Genomic DNA, 17,323 nt, shown 5'->3' with positions numbered 1-17,323 from the left:
CGCGCGATACTTAATGCGCCGCGCTTGCTCCGGCCGCCGCCATCACGCCCTGCGCTGTCTCCACGACCTGCGAGGCCGGGATGTCGCGCATGCAATGATGATCGTTCTGGGTGCAAACGGGGCGGTGGCAGGGCTGGCAGGGCAGGTTAGTCGCCCGCTTGATGGTGGCGGCGAGGCCGTTCAGCGGTGCCCAGTGATAGGGACTGGTCGGGCCGAAAATTCCGATAGCAGGCGTGCCGATGGCAGCCGCGATATGCATCAAGCCGGAGTCGTTGGAGATCACCGTTTTGGCCGCGGCCATGGCCATGATGCCATTGCGCAGATCGTTGCCGGTGAGGTCGCGGACCCGCGGTCCGGCAACATTGACGATCTCGGTGGCGATGGCTTTTTCACCGGGACCGCCCACCACCCAGACGTCGAGACCTTGTTCGGCGAACATGCGGGTCGCCTCCGCATAATAGGTCCAGCGTTTTGACGACCCGACCGATCCCGGTGCTAGCGCGACTGCGGCGCTCTGGCCGAGATTGTTGGCCTGCCGCCACGCCGCGACTTCCGCCGATGGCACCACGAGCTGCGGCACCGGCCATGCCTCTGGCAGCGGCGCATCGGCGGGCAGGGCGAGGGCGGCGTTCTTGTCGATAAACCGGGGCATCTTTCGCTCGCCCCAGCGCCAGTCGTTGATCAGTCCGAACCGGACCTCGCCGACAAAGCCGGTTCGCTGTGGAATCCCGGCAAGCGTCGGCGCAATGGCCGACTTCCACGTCCGGGGCATCACCAGAGCGGTGCCGTAGCCGGCCTCCCGAAACTGTTTGGCCAGCGTCCACTGCTTGGCCAAGGCAAGTCGCCCCCGTGGCAGGTCCCAGACGATGCCCCTGCGGACGCCGGGCATGTAATCGACCAAGGGCGCGCAGAGGCTCGTAACCAGCAGATCGACCGGACGGTTGGGCCAGCGTTCCTTGAGGACCCGCACCACGGTGTGACCGCGCACGAAATCTCCGATCCACATGTACGGAATGACCAGAACCGGACTGGTTTCCGAGGGATCGGGCGCAACCTGCAAGTCGTTTAGAAATGAATTTATATTCATTTATTCAAGGCTTTGCGGCGGGTTTTCGTGGAACGGGTAGAATTGTGCACGATCAGCCGGTTACAGCGTCGTTTGCGCGACGTCCAGTTGCGTTTTTTGCACACCGGGGGAGCCTCCAAGCCTTCACCAAGTCAACCGACGTGAGTTGCCTGCCGGGCGGGACTGAGGCAAAGGTGACCCGCATCAATCGGGCGGGATTCCTTCATGCTGCTGGTGACCGGTGGAGCCGGTTTTATCGGGTCAAATGTCGTCGCCGCCCTCAACGATGCGGGCCGCGCGGACGTGGCGGTGTGCGATTTTCTCGGGCACGACGGCAAATGGCGCAATCTCGCCAAGCGCCAGCTCGCCGACATCGTTCCGCCGGCGGAACTGATGCAATGGCTCAATGGCCGCAAGCTCGACGCCATCGTGCATATGGGCGCGATCTCGGAGACCACCGCGACCGACGGCGATCTGGTGATCGAAACCAACTTCCGCTTGTCGATGCGGCTGCTCGACTGGTGTACGGCGAATTCCGTTCCGTTCATTTATGCCTCCTCCGCCTCGACCTATGGCGACGGCGAGCAGGGATTTCGCGACGATGCTTCGCTTGCGGCGCTGAAGACGCTGCGGCCGATGAATCTCTACGGCTGGAGCAAGCATCTGTTCGACATGGCGGTGGTTGAACGCCTCGCGAAGGGTGAGAAGATGCCGCCGCAATGGGCGGGTCTGAAGTTCTTCAACGTGTTCGGGCCGAACGAGTACCACAAGGGCACGATGATGAGCGTGCTGGCGCGGCGTTTCGACGACGTGAAGTCCGGCCGCGTCGTGCAGTTGTTCAAGTCGCATCGCGACGGCATCGCCGACGGCGATCAGCGGCGCGATTTCATTCACGTCGATGATGTGGTGCGTGTCATCATGTGGCTGCTGGCGACGCGGTCCGTGAATGGCATCTACAACGTAGGCACCGGCAAGGCGCGCAGTTTCCGCGACTTGATTCTAGCGGCTTACGGCGCGCTCGGCGCGAAGCCGAATATCGAATACATCGACATGCCGGAACAAATCCGCGGCAGTTATCAATACTTCACGCAGGCAGAGGTCGATCATCTGCACGGCGCAGGCTACAATGGCGGCTTCACGGTGTTAGAGGATGCCGTCGGCAGCTACGTCAGGGATTTTCTCGACCGGCCCGATCGCTACCGCTGATCGCGCAACAGGGATGCGTTTTCATGTTTGATTTCGACGCGCTGTCGCAAGCGATTGTCCGCCAGACCGTGCTGTGCGTCGGCGATCTGATGCTGGATGAATTCGTCTATGGCGAAGTCTCGCGTATTTCGCCGGAAGCGCCGGCGCCAGTGATTGCGGTCCAGCGCAGCGAAACCAATGTCGGCGGCGCGGGCAATGTCGCGCGCAATATCGCCTCGCTGGGCGCAAAATGCATTTTCGTGGGGCTCGTCGGTAGCGACGTGGCAGGCGACACGCTGAAGGCGGAACTCGCCAAAGAAAAACTCATCGAGCCAATTCTGGTCATCGATCCGTCGCGGCCGACCACGCGCAAGGTGCGCTTTGTGTCGGAGCATTTCTCGACGCATATGCTGCGGGCCGATTGGGAGCTGTCGGCGCCGGCCTCCGAAGCGACCGAGAAAAAATTGATCGATGCCGTCGTGTCTGCGCTGCCGCGGGCGGACATCGTGCTGTTGTCTGACTATGCGAAGGGCGTGCTGACCGCGCGGGTGATCCGCAATGTCATCGATGCCGCGCGCAAGCGCGGCAAGCGCGTCATCGTCGATCCGAAGAGCGCCAATCTCGCGATCTATCGCGGAGCGACATTGCTGACGCCGAACCGCAAGGAATTTGCGGAAGCCACACGGCGGCGCATCCAGTCCGATGCCGACATTGCCGATGCCTCGATCGAGGCGCTGCGGACGGCTGACGCCGAGGCAGTTTTGGTCACGCAAAGCGAAAACGGCATGACGCTCGCGCATCGCGACGGCACTCTGATCCATATCCCGGCGCAGCCTGCGAAGGTCCGCGATGTGTCCGGCGCCGGCGATACGGTGGCTGCGGTGCTGGCGGTGACACTGGCTGCGGGCACGGACTGGGACACCTCACTGCGCTGCGCGACGGCTGCTGCCGCTGTTGCCGTCAGCAAGCCGGGTACGGCAACAGTGTCAGTTGCCGAATTGCGGCGGAAGATTCTGCCGCACGCGTCGCTTGCCGCCGAAGAGAAAATCGCCTCGGACGCCGCCGATCTCAAAACGCACCTCGAAGCGTGGCGCAGGCAAGGGCTGCGCGTCGGCTTCACCAACGGCTGCTTCGATATCCTGCATCCAGGCCATGTGCGTGTTGTGACGCAGGCGCGCGCCGCGTGCGATCGCCTGATCGTGGGCCTCAACAGCGATGCATCGGTGCGGCGTCTGAAGGGACCCGAACGTCCCGTACAGGACGAGCGCGCGCGCGCCGAGGTGCTGGCGGCACTCGAGGCGGTCGATCTCGTCGTAATCTTTGAACAGGATACGCCGCTGGAACTGATCACCGAGATCAAGCCCAGCGTGCTTGTGAAGGGCGGCGATTACAGCCGCGAGCAGGTGGTTGGTCACGAAATCGTCACGGCAAACGGCGGCGAGATCGTTCTTGTCGATATTCTGCCGGGGCACAGCACAACGTCGCTGGTCAAGCGCGCGCGCGAGAACCGCGCATGATCGCAAACGCGTCGAGCGGGATTGGCGTCGTGCCTTTCGTCCGGCGCAACGCGGCGGCGTGGACGAGGGCGGCCGACATCGCGGTGGTCCTTCTGGCGGTTTCGCTGCCGTGGTCGACCTCGCTTGTCGCGATCTTTGCGGCGGTCTGGCTGCTGCTGCTGATCCCGACTATCGATCTGCAGGATTTTCTCGACACGATGAAGCGGCCGGCCTGCGCCATTCCGCTGCTGTTTTTTGCGCTCGCCGTTGTCGGGACGCTGTGGGCGACAGATACGCCATGGGCCGCCCGTCTGAAAGGCATCAGTCCGGTCGCCAAGCTGCTGGCGATCCCCGTTCTGATCTATCATTTTGAAAGGTCCGGGCGCGGCCTGTGGGTGGCCCTCGGATTTCTGGCGTCATGCACGGTCGTCATGCTGATGTCGTGGCTGAGTTTTGCCGATCCGCGTCTGTCGTTCGACCCGACGCGCGCCATCGGCATCCCGGTCAAGAACTACATCTCACAGAGCCAGGAATTTGCGCTTTGCGCCTTCAGCGCCTTTGGGGCGGCTGTTTATGTGTCGAGAACGAACCGGAAAACGCTGGCGATGTGTCTGATGGGGCTCGGCGTGGTCTTTCTTGCCAACATGATTTTTGTTGTAAGTTCGCGGACTGTCCTGGTCTGCATCCCGGTGCTGTTTGTTGTTTTCGCCGTCATGCATTTCAAGCGCGGCGGGGTCCTGATCATTATGGCCGCTGTCGTGGCCGCGGGTGCGATCGGCTGGATGTCATCGCCCTATCTGCGTGAGCGTACCTCCAGAGTGATCACGGAATATCAGGACTACCACGAGAACAACGCCGTCACCTCGACGGGGCAGCGTCTGGAATTCTGGCGCAAGTCGATCAGGTTCATCGCGGAAGCGCCCGTTGCCGGACATGGAACTGGCTCCACAAGAGGACTCTTTGAGAAGGACGCCATCGGAAAGACCGGCGTTTCGGCGGACATTATTGGCAATCCACACAACCAGACCCTGAACGTTGCCGTTCAGTGGGGATTGATCGGCGTCATCGTTTTGTACGCGATGTGGTTGATGCACCTGAAATTGTTCGTTGGCGCAACCGGTCTCGCCGGATGGATCGGTCTGGTCGCCGTAACGGAGAATTTTGTAAGCTCGTTGCTGAACTCTCATCTGTTCGATTTTACCGAGGGCTGGATCTACGTGCTGGCGGTCGGCGTGGCGGGAGGCGTCGTCGGTCTGCGAAGACCATCGACAACTGATGCGGGACAGGCGTAGCCATGGCCATGTCCCGAATCAGATTTCCGCGCCTCACCTGGCGAAACGTCCTGATTATCATCCACGACGTCTTGGCGACGATCTTCGCGGTTATTGCGAGTTTCTATCTGCGCTTCGAAGGCAGCGGCCTTATCGAGCGCTTGCCGCTGCTGCTGAAGATACTGCCTTACTTCATTATTTTCAGCATCATCGTCTGTTACATCTTCAAGCTCACCACCACGAAGTGGCGGTTCATTTCGCTGCCGGATTTCTTCAATATCGTGAAGACGTCGACGGTGCTGGCGATGATGTTGCTGGTGCTGGATTATATTTTTATCTCGCCGAATATCTACGGCACATTCTTCTTCGGCAAGACGACGATCATCATCTACTGGTTCCTGCAGAATTTCGCGCTCGGCGGCCTGCGCGTCGCCTATCGCTATTTCCGCTACACCCGGACGCTTAACCAGGCGCGCAATCTCGATGCGTCGCCGACATTGCTGGTCGGCCGCGCCGCCGATGCAGAGGTGTTGCTGCGCGGGATCGAAAGCGGCGCCGTGAAGCGGACATGGCCGGTTGGCGTGCTGTCGCCGTCGATCTCGGATCGAGGACAATCGATTCGCGGCATCTCGGTGCTTGGCGGAATCGACGATCTCTCCGATATCGTCGCTGATTTTTCACGCAGGACGAGGCCCATCGAGCGCCTCATCATGCTCCCCTCGGCCTTCGAGGCCGATGCATCGCCCGAGTCAGTGCTGACGCGCGCCCGGAAACTTGGGCTGGTGGTCAGTCGTTTGCCGTCGCTGGAAGGTGGCGGAGAAGCGCCGCAGCTTGCGCCGGTGGCAGTGGAGGATTTGCTGCTGCGGCCGAGCGTCAAGATCGACTACCAGCGGCTTGAAACGTTCGTGAAGGGGAAATCCGTCGTCGTGACGGGCGGCGGCGGATCGATCGGCTCCGAAATATGCCGCCGCGTCGTGACGTTCGGTGCATCGCGCTTGATGATCGTTGAAAATTCGGAGCCTGCGCTGCACGCGGTGGTGGAGAGCCTGAAAGAAAAATTTCCGGCGACGGTTGTCGAAGGCCGCATTGCCGACATTCGCGATCGCGCGCGCATCACGCATCTCATTACCGAATTCAAGCCGAACATCGTTTTTCATGCGGCGGCACTCAAGCATGTTCCGATCCTGGAGCGGGATTGGGGTGAGGGCGTCAAAACCAACATCTTCGGCACCGTGAATGTGGCGGATGCGGCCGCGGGCGCCGGCGCCGACGCCATGGTGATGATCTCGACCGACAAGGCCATCGAGCCGGTGTCGATGCTTGGCCTGACGAAGCGTTTCGCGGAAATGTACTGTCAGGCGCTTGACCGCGAATTGATGAACCGGGCGAACGGAAAGACCCCGATGCGGCTGATCTCCGTCCGCTTCGGCAACGTGCTGGCGTCGAACGGATCGGTGGTTCCGAAATTCAAGGCGCAGATCGAGGCAGGCGGTCCCGTCACCGTGACGCATCCGGATATGGTCCGCTATTTCATGACCATTCGTGAAGCGTGCGATCTTGTGGTGACAGCGGCAACTCACGCGCTTGGTCCCATCCGGCCCGATGTTTCCGTCTATGTCCTGAACATGGGACAGCCCGTGAAGATCGTCGATCTTGCCGAGCGCATCATCAGGCTGTCCGGTCTTCAGCCGGGTTATGACATCGAGATCGTGTTTACCGGCGTCCGGCCCGGTGAGCGTCTGAACGAAATTCTGTTCGCCCATGAAGAACCGACCGCGGATATCGGCATTGCCGGCATCGTCGCGGCGCGCCCTAACGAGCCTCCGCTCGATACCTTGCAGCGGTGGTTGTCTACCTTGGAGAAGGCTGTCGGAAGCGAGCAGCGCAACGTCATCGTGGGCGTGCTGACGGACGCGATCCCTGAATTCAAGAACGGGGCTGCGTAACCTTAGCGAAGCGGTTCGCGCGGCCGTGAGAACCGACTGAGCACGAGAGCCACGCCGCTCGCGCCCAATGCGAGCGCCATGCCCTCGACATAGGCTGATTTCAGCCAGATCGATAATGCGGCAAGGCCCACGAGAACGACGTTCAAAACGAAGACTTCGCCGACGACCTGCATCACGCTGAAGCCGTTGTCGGTCGCTCGCTGATAGAAATGCGAACGGTGCGCGATCCAGATCTTCTCACCATTCAGCAGGCGTCTGAAAAGCGTGATCGTGGCATCGGCGAGATAATACAACGGGAGCAGCAGTGCGGCGATCAGATGACCGCTTCCTGCGAGTTGAAGCAGACACCATCCCACCAGCAAGCCGACCGGCAGACTGCCGACGTCGCCGAGAAAAAGTCTGGCAACGGGTCGATTGAAGGGTGCAAAGCCGATCATCGCGCCGCAGAGCGCGAGCGCAACGAGCGTTGGGCCCGGAGGCAACTGACCATAAAGGCCGAATAGCGCCAATGCGACTGTGACGGGAATGGTCTCTGCGACCGTGATCCAGTCGAGACCGTCCATGAAATTGACGAGATTGACGAACCATAGTCCACCGACCAGCAACAACGCGCGCTCTATCCAGACGGGCAAGGACGGCACGAGATGAAATTCTGCAGGAAGAGTCGCGAGAACCACGCCGACTGCGACCGCTTGTAGCAACAAGCGAGGCGCGACGGGCATCGTCCGCAAGTCATCATATGCGCCGACGAAGGCGAGGAGGACCGTTGCCGCGCAAATCGTCAGCAATACCGGATCAGCAACTGTACCGAAAAAAGCTATCGAAAGGACGATCGATGACATCACTGCAACGATCACTGCGACACCGCCGCCCTGCGGCGTCGGCACAACATGCGACGACCGCGCATTCGGCCGCGCCAGCGCGTAACGCATGAGCAGAGGGCGCAGCAAGACGATCAGCAAGGCGCAGACGACGCAAGCCGCCAGTGCGATTGCTATGGGGTATAAAGTCATCATGAAACGAGGGTCATCCCGTCAGCGCTTGATGCCGCGCGCCGGCGGCAAGTCTATCGAAACCGCAATGATCTCGCACAAGGCGCTGGTGCCTCTTTAATCAAACTCGCCGCAGGTGACAACGCTCCCGGAATGCGTGGTCAATTCGTGAGCGCTGATGAAGTCATCCGATCTTTAACGGGCGACGGCGCTTCTCAGAGGCTTGCCGAAGCGTTAGTAAGGGACCGGGCCAGTCGGGGAGTGAGCCTTGATTTTCATTCGATCGCTGCAGGTGGTGCTGGCAGCCTTGCTGCTCAGCGGATGCACGTTCTTTTTCGATGTGCAGGATGGCGGCGGCACTCAGTCGGCGCCCGATGCCCGACAGAAACGCGTCATTGCCGACCAGGTTTACAAGATTACCGAACAGATGAAGTTGACGGGTGTCGCGGAAATTTCCGACGTCGGAACCAATGAGGCGCAATCAGGTCCCGAAAAATGGACGGTGTGCATGCGTTCCAATTTTCCGACGGGGTGGCGCTACTTCGCGTTTTTCCTGAAAGGAGAGACGGTGGTTAATTGGCGGCCGGCTGTTATCAACGATGGGTGCGAAGCGCGCAGCTTTGCCCCTCTTGCGCAGTCCGGATAGATCGTCCGCCAACACCGTCACGCTCGCGCGGATTGCTGTAGACATTTTTTGTAGAGGGCCACGGTGGCAGCGCCGATGCTTTGCGCGGACATTTTTTCCACGACGAGTTGACGAGCAGCCACGCCATAGCCGGCTCTGAGTTCTTTCGACAGGGCGAGCTTTTCAATCGCATCGGCCAGCGCGGGTGGATCCTCGATCGGCACCAGCAGCCCTGTCCGTTCATGAATAACGATTTCCCGGCAGCCGGGAGCATCGGCGGCAATCAGCGGCCGGCCGCTTGCGGCGGCTTCGAGCAGGCTTTTCGGCAAACCCTCGCGGTGGGAGGGAAGCGCCGCGATATGTGATCGCCGCCAGAGCGAAATGATGTCCTCGACGTGGCCGAGCCATGTGATGCCGGGTTCGTTGCTCCACTGGCGTGCTTCTTCGAGCGACACCGATGCGGGATTGGCCGGATCAGGTTCGCCGGCGATGAGCAGGTTGATATCCGCGCCGCGCGCGCGAAGAATGCGCTGCGCGGCAACGAGCGCGCGAATGCCTTTGTCGGTCAGAAGCCGGCCGGCGAAGCCGACCGTGACTGCGCCGTCGGGCTCGGGAAGAGGTGTCAGCATATCTGTGTCGACACCGGAGCCCGGAATGAGCCGGATATTGGCGGAGGCGATGCCCATGCCTTCCAGAGTCTGCTGATCATCCGGATTTTGGACGAGGGTGGTCGAGTTGTCGCGATTGAGCAAAAACCGAAGCACGGCCGAGATCATGAAGCGCAATGTCTGCGCGCGGGCAGACGTTCCGGTGAATGCATAGCCGAGGCCAGTCATCGCATTGACTTGCGGTATCGCCATCCCAAGCGACGCGAGGCCGCCGAGGACGCAGCATTGCAGGCCGGAATGATGAAGCAACTGCGGCTTGATCCGCTGTTGAATGGCTCGGATGGCCCTTATCGATGCGATGGCGTCGATCGGAGAGCGGCTGCCGCGCCTGAGCGATATGGGATGAAGCACAAAGCCTTCGGCGCGTATGGCCTCTGCCTGTGTCGATACGTTTGTTGCAACGTGAACATCAAAGCCAGCCGCCCGCGCGGCGCGTGCCATGGGCAATCGATGCTGGACGAAAGCCCAATCCTCGTTTGCGAGGTAGAGCAGCGCCTTTTTTGCGGGGAAATCGGTGGAATTCAACCTGGCGCTTCCGATGGGCAGGTGGTCGGAACGATAAAGATGGTTTGAATAGCCTAACGTCAGCAAACCGCGAAATTTGATCGTCACGATTCGGACCGAAAGTGACGATGCATGATGTCTTATCCCCCGCGCGGCATGGGCGATCGTGGCTTAACTTGTCGCTAACGAATGACTTCCTTCCGATGTAAGCAAATGAAATTGCTAGTGTTTTTGTCTTTATGTGGGTTCCCTGTTATGTGGCTATAAAGTCACATCAGTGTGACGAAATTCGAGCAGTAGCTAATCAAATCTTGTGCAACTCAGTCATGTTCCGCCATTGTCTGTGGAGCGACGGAGGGGGGCATCCCGAGGTCGTCCTGCTTGGAAGTTTCGCTTAAGTCGCTCGCGTTCAGCGGGAGTGTCCGAAAGCGCGAGGCGACCAGGCGGTTAGCGGGGATTAAGGGAACTACCCTTAGGTGTGGCTTACACCGACGGACCGGAACCTTCCCTAACAGAGCAAAACTTGGAGGTTTTATGAGCAAGATTAAGAGCCTTATCCTGGGTTCGGCGGCGGGTTTCGTCGCGATCGCCGGGGCACAGGCAGCTGATCTTCCGGTGAAGGCGAAAGCCGTTCAGTACGTGAAGATCTGCTCCCTTTATGGCGCCGGATTCTACTACATCCCCGGCACCGAGACCTGCATCAAGATCGGTGGCTACGTTCAGTTCGACGTGAACCTGAACTCGAACACGTATGACAGCCCTTACATTCAGGGCAACAACGCGTTCGGCAGCCGCGACATGGATTCCTTCACCACCCGTCAGCGCACGCAGTTTACGGTTGATACCCGCACCGCCACTGAATACGGCGTTGTTCGTTCGTACTGGGACGTGAAGTTCCAGTTCACTTCGAACACCGACGCAGTCGCCGGCGGTTCGATCGAAGTCGACTACGGCTTCGTTCAGTTCGCAGGCTTCACCTTCGGTAAGTCGGTTTCGGCTTATTCGACGCCGTGGCACAGCGCTGGCGCCAACAACAACACCTCGTCGCTGTTGGGCGGCCATGACAACGCAACTGGCGTGAGCAACATCAACTACACTTGGCAGTTCGGCAACGGCGTTTCGGCCCAGTTGGGTATCGAAGAGCCGAAGACCACGCTCGCCGGCAACAGCTATGACCGCGGGATTCTGCTCAACGTGAACCCGGGCACCGCCATCACGGCGGCCCAGATCGCTGGCAGCACCTACACCAACGCTTACGGCGGCAACGCTGCTCCTGACATCGTCGGCAACATCCGCGTCGATCAGGCTGCGTTCACTGCACAGCTGTCCGCAGCTGCGCATAACATTCACGCCAACTACTACGGCGCGAACGAAACCACCGGTCATCCGTCGGATACCTGGGGCTTCGCGGTTCAGGGCGGTCTTCAGCTGAAGAACCTTCCGACCGGCCCCGGCGACAAGTTCACCATTGACGTTGCTTACGCGAACGGCGCAAACCGTTACGTCATCGGCGGCACCTTCGGTAACTCGTACGCTGTGTACAATGGTCCTTCGTCCAACCCGCTCAGCTACCAGACCGTTGCTCTCGGCCTGAACGCTGACGGCGTCTACGGACAGGGCACCAGCATTGAAAAGACCGACGCGTTCGGTGTTCGTGCCGGCTTCGTGCACAACTGGAACCAGTACTGGGAATCGGACGTGTTCGGTTCGTACTCGAAGATCAACTTCAACGGAAATGCGACCAACCTGTATTGCAATATGTTCAATGCAATCAGCGGTCCGAAGGCTAACGGTTACAGCTGTAACCCAGACTTCGCGATCTGGCAGATCGGCACCCGTCTCGGCTGGACCCCGGTTCAGAACCTGACGTTCTCGGCGGAAATCATGTACACGGCGCTCGACCAGTCCTTCACCGGATCTGCTGGTCTCGCTCCTGGTGCGTTCAAGCCAGCCGCGACCTATGACTTCAAGGACCTCGGCACGCTGCATGGCAGCCTCCGCGTTCGCCGCACCTTCTGATCGTAACCGCCTCACGGCGATTACTATCTGAACTGCAAAAGACCCCCGGCAGGAAACTGCCGGGGGTTTTTTTGTTGGAGGCTGCCTGTGTGGCGGTTGTTCGAGTGGCGCTTGTTGTTCCCGTGCCAGTCTCAACATGATGGCGAGCCGGGCGCATAAACCCAGGCTGAATGCTATCTTCCCAGCCGGGTATGAATGTCCTTGAACTTCGCGAGTTGATGACCGAGAGCGCCTGTTCTCTGCCGCGCTGGCAGGCCATGCGAAATCAAGCCGGACTGCCGTGGAGGCTGCGGGCGCTTTGACGAGCGAAGCTCGTCAGATGATTCCTGTCAGCAAAAGGCGTATGCGCATGTCGGACGGAGTGGGCCCCGGAACAGACCGCCGGAACTGATCATGAAAGAGACGAGAGTTTTCACTCTTGCCTCCACTTCAGCCGATGTGGTTTTGACAAGGTCTGTGACTACGAGGGCAGGATTGAGCCGTAGCGGACGGTCAGTAACGCCCACAGTCCTCCAGCGCCTGCGGCTGGTTCATGCAGGCCTGGAAATTATAAGTCCTGCGGCCGTACAGCCGTGAGCACTGGCGTTGCCAGTTTCCGCAGAGATCTTGGCCGTACCCGCCGCCGCCATATCCGCCACCGTAGCCACCGCCATATCCGCCTCCGCGACCACAGTCGAATCTCGCCTGTGGCTGGTTCATACAGGCATTCCAGTTCGGGGAGCCCTGGCCGTACAGTCTTGCGCATTCCCGATGCCAATTGCCGCAAAGATTACCGCCGTATTGAACCACGACGACGTTGTTCTCGGTCAAGCCTGTCCGTCCCGGCAGGGGCGCTGCTGAGGCTGCTCCAACCATTGGGAGAGTGATGATGGCCGCGAAAAAGAGCCCTGAGATTCTGTTCATGCGTTCACACCAATGAGGGTAAATGACCGGATCGATTTGAATTGAGCCCTATATGCTCAAGCGGGGCAGGCGAATACGCCAGTACCTGAAATTCTGAGCCAATCAAGTCGGCAAGCCAGAGCGCTTCCGACCTTGCTTTTTTTCAAGTCCCTCGGCGGATTCGCCGGGATAGATGAGCGGGTCGAAATGCAGGCCTATGTCAAAGCCGTCATCACTCATCGAACGAAGCAATCTGCGATTTTCCCGCGAGGCAAGGTTGTAAAATTCGCAAGATGGCAAAAAGAAGAATGACGCGCGGAGGCCATGCTTCTTCTCGATTTGAGCCATTCCCCATGCAGGCAAAACTTCAAAATCGACATCATGCCTCAAAATGATGCCGGGTCGGCCTTGCCACTCCTTGAGAGAGAAAAGGTCAGATCGCTGCTTGGCGCGCTCAAAGAAGTTTTCGAGTTCAGAATAGCTAAACATTTGAGTAACGGCTCTGATCCTGATGATTACGCTGCCATTCTAGCAGTATCCATGCCGAAAAGTGAGGTCGCTTTTTGGCTGTGTACGTCCCCGTGGAACCTCGCCATGACCTGTCGCATCACCAAGACGTTGAGTGGTCAGCTTTACGAAAAACTCTCAGTGGAATGTTGAGATGTTGGCGTTTCGTGGAAGCCAATTGGAGGCCGCCGAGAGGCGACGCATCTCAGGAGGGTTATATCAATTTATAACAACTAAAAATATACAATAAATTCAATTAGTTATGATGTTCATCAAGTGAACGACGGGATTGACGTTCATGGCCTGAACGCTATAAGAACGCTGCGGAGATCATGCATGTCGAATGCGTTGGATAGCGAGCGGGGAGATGACGACAGGATCATCCTCAGTCTCCTGAATTCCGTCGAGAACGATGGATCGCAGTCTCAGCGGCACATCGCTGCCGACCTCGGCATCGCCCTCGGTCTGGTCAACGCTTACCTGAAGCGATGTGTCAGAAAGGGTCTTGTGAAGGTAAGCACCGCACCCGCGCGCCGCTATGCCTATTATCTCACGCCGCATGGCTTCACCGAGAAGTCCCGTTTGACCGTTGAATATCTGTCGTCGTCCTTTTCCTTTTTCCGGCAGGCGAAATCAGATTGCGCCGACGTTTTCAGAATAGCGCAGGCGCGAAATCTCCATAATCTTGTTCTGGTTGGAAAGTCGGATCTTGCCGAAGTAGCGATTCTCTCCGCTGCCGATAGCGGTGTCTCCATCGTCGCGGTCGTTGACGAAAGCGCAGACGGCGCGCCGTTTCTCGGTCGAATCGTGTTTTCTTCCTGTGACGCGGTGGCTGTGCCTTTCGATGCGGTCGTTGTGACCGATTTGCGGAACGCCCGGAAATCGTTTGATGGAGCCGTCAAACAGCTTGGCGCTCAGCGTGTCCTGGCTCCCAAGTTGCTGGGATTGAACGCGCTGGCGGTCGGGGAAGGTGAGTCATGACAGACGTCATTGACGATACTTGGTACGTCGTCCAGACTCAGGTCAATTCCGAGCTCAAGGCCGTGCGCAATCTGTTGCGGCAAGGCTTTGAGACCTATCTGCCGCGCTATCTCAAGTGCCGCAGTCATGCACGAAAAATCGAGCAGGTCGCCGCGCCTCTGTTTCCGCGTTATTTATTCGTGAGGGTCGATCTGGCAACCCAGCGTTGGCGTTCGATCCAATCGACGTTTGGCGTGTCTCATCTCGTACTTAATGGCTCCGAGCCTGCACGGATCGGGTCCGATGTCATGCGCGTGCTGAAAGCGCGGGAAGACGACAGCGGATTTGTAAAGCTGGATCGGCGGCCGCAGTTTCCGCTCGGTGCGAAGGTGCGGATTCTGAGCGGCGCGTTCGCCGACAATCTTGGACTGTTCGACGGGCTGGGGGATCGCGACAGAATTGCGGTGCTTCTCGATCTGCTCGGCCGGAAGGTTCGCGTCTCTCTTGACGCAGACATGGTCGCGGCCGCCTGAAGCGGCGCGATGCGCGTGAGCGCGGTTGATTCTGTTACGGTCTGGTGGCATCGGTCACCCGGACTGCGGTAGCTCGAGATAATGCACCCCAGGTTGAAGGTAACTTCCAGATGACTTCTTTCGCGTTGATCGGTGCAGCCGGATATGTCGCGCCGCGCCATATGAAAGCTATTCAGGTCGTCAAAGGCGACCTAAAAGTTGCGTACGATCCGAATGACTCGGTCGGCGTGATCGACAGTCACTTTCCGGATGCGCATTTTTTTACGGAGTTTGAGCGGTTCGACCGTCACATCGACAAGCTCCGCCGCCGTGGCGAGAAGATCGACTACATCTCGATTTGTTCGCCCAATCATCTGCATGACGCCCATTGCCGTTTCGCCCTGCGCTCCGGCGCCGATGCGATTTGCGAGAAGCCGCTCGTTCTTAATCCCTGGAACATCGATGGGCTTGCTGAGATCGAACGCGATACAGGTCGCCGTATCTCGACGATCCTTCAGCTTCGGCTTCATCCGGCAATTGTCGCACTACGCGATCGTTACGCGACAAGCACCAAGCGCCATCAGGTCAATCTTACTTACATCACGTCGCGTGGCCGTTGGTACTATGCGTCTTGGAAAGGCGACGACGCGAAATCCGGGGGCGTGGCAACCAATATCGGCGTCCATTTCTTTGACATGCTGAGTTTCGTGTTCGGTAAGGTGACACGCAACGAAGCGCATGTTCGTGAACCGGAGCGTGCGGCAGGTTTCCTCGAATGCGAGCGCGCGGATATCACCTGGTCGCTCTCGGTCGATAGCAAAGATCTGCCCGAAAACGTGAAGGGTAAAAAAACGACGTTCCGGTCGATCACTGTGGACGACGAAGAAATCGAGTTCTCTGAAGGGTTTACCGATTTGCACAGCAAGAGTTACGAGGAAATCGTCGCCGGGCGTGGTTTTGGCCTCGACGAAGTCCGCAGGTCGATCGATATCGTCTCGGGGTTCAGGCAGGCGCCGTTAACGCCGGTGCACCCTCCGCTGAGCGGAGTCGCTCAGGGAGTTGCCCGCAAGTGAGCGAAATGCGGGAAGATCCGCGTTTTCCGGGCGCGCTGATTCATCAGTCCAGCTACGTGGATGAGGGTGCAGTCGTCGGGCGCGGCACGAAGGTTTGGCACTTCTGCCATATTTTGCCGGGCACCGTGATCGGCGAAAATTGTTCGATCGGCCAGAACGTCATGATCGGCCCTAACGTAAAGCTCGGCAATGGATGCAAGATCCAGAACAATGTTTCACTTTATGCGGGCGTCGAGCTTGCCGATGATGTGTTCTGCGGGCCGAGCTGCGTCTTCACCAACGTCAACAACCCGCGTGCCAACGTCTCGCGCAAGGATGAGTTTCGCACGACACCGATCGGACGGGGCGCCAGCATCGGGGCCAATGCCACGATCGTTTGCGGCCATTCGCTGGGCGAATATTGCTTTATCGGCGCAGGTTCCGTTGTCACGAAGGATGTGCCGGCATTCGCGCTGATGGTCGGTAATCCAGCGAAGCGGCTCGGATGGATGAGCCGCGTCGGCGAAAGACTTCCAGCCGATCTAGTTTGCCCGCGCAATGGCGAACGCTACCGCGAGATTTCATCGTCTTATCTCGCGCTCATCGATTAACGGAGAAAATTTTGGATATTCGCGGAAAGCGCTTCGTCGTCATCGGCGGCGCGGGATTGATCGGATCGCACGCTATCGACCAGCTGGTGCAGCAGGACGTCGGAGAGATCGTCATCTACGATAACTTCGTTCGCGGCACGCATGAGAATCTGGCCGGCGCCTTGCGCGATCCGCGCGTGAAGATTTTCGAAGCAGGTGGTGACATTACGCAGACGGACGTTCTGGATGCGGCCCTTAAAGGCGCGGACGGCGTGTTCCAGTTCGCAGCGCTCTGGCTGCTGCAATGTCATGAATACCCACGCACGGCATTCGATGTGAACGTTCGCGGCATGTTCAATGTGCTGGATGGCTGCGTGCAAAATGGCGTGAAGCGCCTGGTTTGGTCGTCGTCTGCCTCGGTTTACGGCGATGCCGTGGAAGAGCCGATGACGGAAGATCATCCGTTCAATAACAAGAATTTTTATGGCGCGACGAAGATCTGCGGCGAGGCAATGGCGAGGGCGTATCACTTTCGATATGGGCTCGATTATGTCGGGCTGCGCTACATGAACGTCTATGGTCCGAGGCAGGATTATCGCGGCGCTTATATCGCCGTGATCATGAAGATGCTGGATGCAATCGACCGCGGTGAGGGGCCGACGATTCTAGGCGACGGTTCAGAAGCTTTTGACTTCGTGGCCGTCGAGGACTGCGCGCGCGCCAATCTGTGCGCAATGGGGTCTAACTCCACCGATCGCTTCTATAATGTCGGCACCGGCAAGCGCACCTCGCTCAAGGAGGTCGCTGAAAAGCTTCTCAATCTCACGGGTTCGAATCAGCCCATCAACTACGCACCTCGCAGTCAGGCGACGCTTGTTCGCAATCGTATCGGTTCGCCCAAGCGCGCAAAGAGCGAGATCGGTTTCGAGGCCGGAATCGATCTGGACGATGGCTTGAAGCGCTTGATCGAATGGCGAAAGACGCACATCGATCAGGTCGATTCCCGCCGTTCGAAGGCAAGTTCTTAATTGTCGAACGAAGCATCCAA

15 protein-coding genes are annotated in these 17,323 nt (G+C 58.9%); 11 read left to right on the top strand and 4 right to left on the bottom strand.

The window, feature by feature from the left end; all coding sequences use genetic code 11:
* Positions 1 to 10: 10 nt before the first annotated feature.
* Positions 11 to 1,087 (bottom strand): lipopolysaccharide heptosyltransferase II, encoded by a 1,077-nt coding sequence (gene waaF / locus AC1RKJ_RS06765; protein WP_492790303.1) that lies wholly within the window; start codon positions 1,085 to 1,087, stop codon positions 11 to 13.
* A 204-nt stretch (positions 1,088 to 1,291) separates the two neighbouring features.
* Between waaF and rfaD the strand changes: the two genes are divergently transcribed.
* From rfaD to AC1RKJ_RS06745, 4 genes are read left to right on the top strand one after another with little or no spacing between them, the layout of a single operon-like run.
* On the top strand, positions 1,292 to 2,272 hold the full coding sequence (rfaD, locus tag AC1RKJ_RS06760) for an ADP-glyceromanno-heptose 6-epimerase (protein ID WP_492790302.1): 981 nt from the start codon (positions 1,292 to 1,294) through the stop codon (positions 2,270 to 2,272).
* A gap of 23 nt (positions 2,273 to 2,295) precedes the next feature.
* The gene (gene rfaE1, locus AC1RKJ_RS06755; RefSeq protein WP_492790301.1) at positions 2,296 to 3,768 is read left to right on the top strand and encodes a D-glycero-beta-D-manno-heptose-7-phosphate kinase; all 1,473 of its coding nucleotides are present in this window, start codon (positions 2,296 to 2,298) and stop codon (positions 3,766 to 3,768) included.
* Positions 3,765 to 5,039, top strand: a complete 1,275-nt coding sequence (locus tag AC1RKJ_RS06750; protein ID WP_492790300.1) for an O-antigen ligase family protein — start codon at positions 3,765 to 3,767, stop codon at positions 5,037 to 5,039. The genes rfaE1 and AC1RKJ_RS06750 overlap by 4 nt, the downstream gene beginning before the upstream one ends.
* Before the next feature lie 8 nt (positions 5,040 to 5,047).
* Positions 5,048 to 6,964, top strand: coding sequence for an SDR family NAD(P)-dependent oxidoreductase (locus tag AC1RKJ_RS06745; RefSeq protein ID WP_492790299.1), 1,917 nt, complete (start codon positions 5,048 to 5,050; stop codon positions 6,962 to 6,964).
* A gap of 2 nt (positions 6,965 to 6,966) precedes the next feature.
* Here AC1RKJ_RS06745 and AC1RKJ_RS06740 read toward each other — a convergent pair whose 3' ends face one another.
* Complete coding sequence (locus AC1RKJ_RS06740) at positions 6,967 to 7,980, bottom strand: MraY family glycosyltransferase (protein WP_492790298.1); 1,014 nt, start codon at positions 7,978 to 7,980, stop codon at positions 6,967 to 6,969.
* A gap of 244 nt (positions 7,981 to 8,224) precedes the next feature.
* Here AC1RKJ_RS06740 and AC1RKJ_RS06735 point away from each other — a divergent pair, with 244 nt between their 5' ends.
* On the top strand, positions 8,225 to 8,602 hold the full coding sequence (locus AC1RKJ_RS06735; protein WP_492790297.1) for a hypothetical protein: 378 nt from the start codon (positions 8,225 to 8,227) through the stop codon (positions 8,600 to 8,602).
* Between the two features lie 17 nt (positions 8,603 to 8,619).
* Here the strand turns inward: AC1RKJ_RS06735 and AC1RKJ_RS06730 are convergent, their stop codons facing one another.
* The gene (locus AC1RKJ_RS06730; RefSeq protein ID WP_492792663.1) at positions 8,620 to 9,690 is read right to left on the bottom strand and encodes a glycosyltransferase family 4 protein; all 1,071 of its coding nucleotides are present in this window, start codon (positions 9,688 to 9,690) and stop codon (positions 8,620 to 8,622) included.
* A 597-nt stretch (positions 9,691 to 10,287) separates the two neighbouring features.
* Between AC1RKJ_RS06730 and AC1RKJ_RS06725 the strand changes: the two genes are divergently transcribed.
* Positions 10,288 to 11,772 carry a porin gene (locus AC1RKJ_RS06725; protein ID WP_492790296.1) on the top strand — a complete coding sequence of 495 codons (1,485 nt, stop codon included), beginning with the start codon at positions 10,288 to 10,290 and terminating at the stop codon, positions 11,770 to 11,772.
* 1,005 nt (positions 11,773 to 12,777) lie between these two features.
* Here AC1RKJ_RS06725 and AC1RKJ_RS06720 read toward each other — a convergent pair.
* The gene (locus AC1RKJ_RS06720) at positions 12,778 to 13,143 is read right to left on the bottom strand and encodes a hypothetical protein (protein ID WP_492790295.1); all 366 of its coding nucleotides are present in this window, start codon (positions 13,141 to 13,143) and stop codon (positions 12,778 to 12,780) included.
* A gap of 354 nt (positions 13,144 to 13,497) precedes the next feature.
* Here AC1RKJ_RS06720 and AC1RKJ_RS06715 point away from each other — a divergent pair, with 354 nt between their 5' ends.
* From AC1RKJ_RS06715 to AC1RKJ_RS06695, 5 genes are all read left to right on the top strand, one after another.
* Positions 13,498 to 14,142, top strand: a complete 645-nt coding sequence (locus tag AC1RKJ_RS06715) for a winged helix-turn-helix transcriptional regulator (protein ID WP_492790294.1) — start codon at positions 13,498 to 13,500, stop codon at positions 14,140 to 14,142.
* On the top strand, positions 14,139 to 14,654 hold the full coding sequence (gene nusG / locus AC1RKJ_RS06710; RefSeq protein WP_492790293.1) for a transcription termination/antitermination protein NusG: 516 nt from the start codon (positions 14,139 to 14,141) through the stop codon (positions 14,652 to 14,654). The genes AC1RKJ_RS06715 and nusG overlap by 4 nt, the downstream gene beginning before the upstream one ends.
* Positions 14,655 to 14,764: 110 nt before the next feature.
* Positions 14,765 to 15,706: a Gfo/Idh/MocA family oxidoreductase gene (locus AC1RKJ_RS06705; protein ID WP_492790292.1), complete on the top strand. Its 942-nt coding sequence runs from the start codon at positions 14,765 to 14,767 to the stop codon at positions 15,704 to 15,706.
* Between the two features lie 5 nt (positions 15,707 to 15,711).
* A complete protein-coding gene (locus tag AC1RKJ_RS06700; protein WP_492792662.1) occupies positions 15,712 to 16,296 on the top strand; it encodes an acyltransferase in 585 nt (194 codons plus the stop codon).
* 11 nt (positions 16,297 to 16,307) lie between these two features.
* Positions 16,308 to 17,303, top strand: coding sequence for an NAD-dependent epimerase/dehydratase family protein (locus AC1RKJ_RS06695; protein WP_492790291.1), 996 nt, complete (start codon positions 16,308 to 16,310; stop codon positions 17,301 to 17,303).
* Positions 17,304 to 17,323: the final 20 nt, after the last annotated feature.

The sequence above is a fragment of the Afipia sp. GW822-FHT04G07 genome, assembly GCF_058800765.1.
The sequence above is the reverse complement of the archived record's forward strand: the minus strand, read 5'-3'. Positions and strand labels throughout refer to the sequence as shown.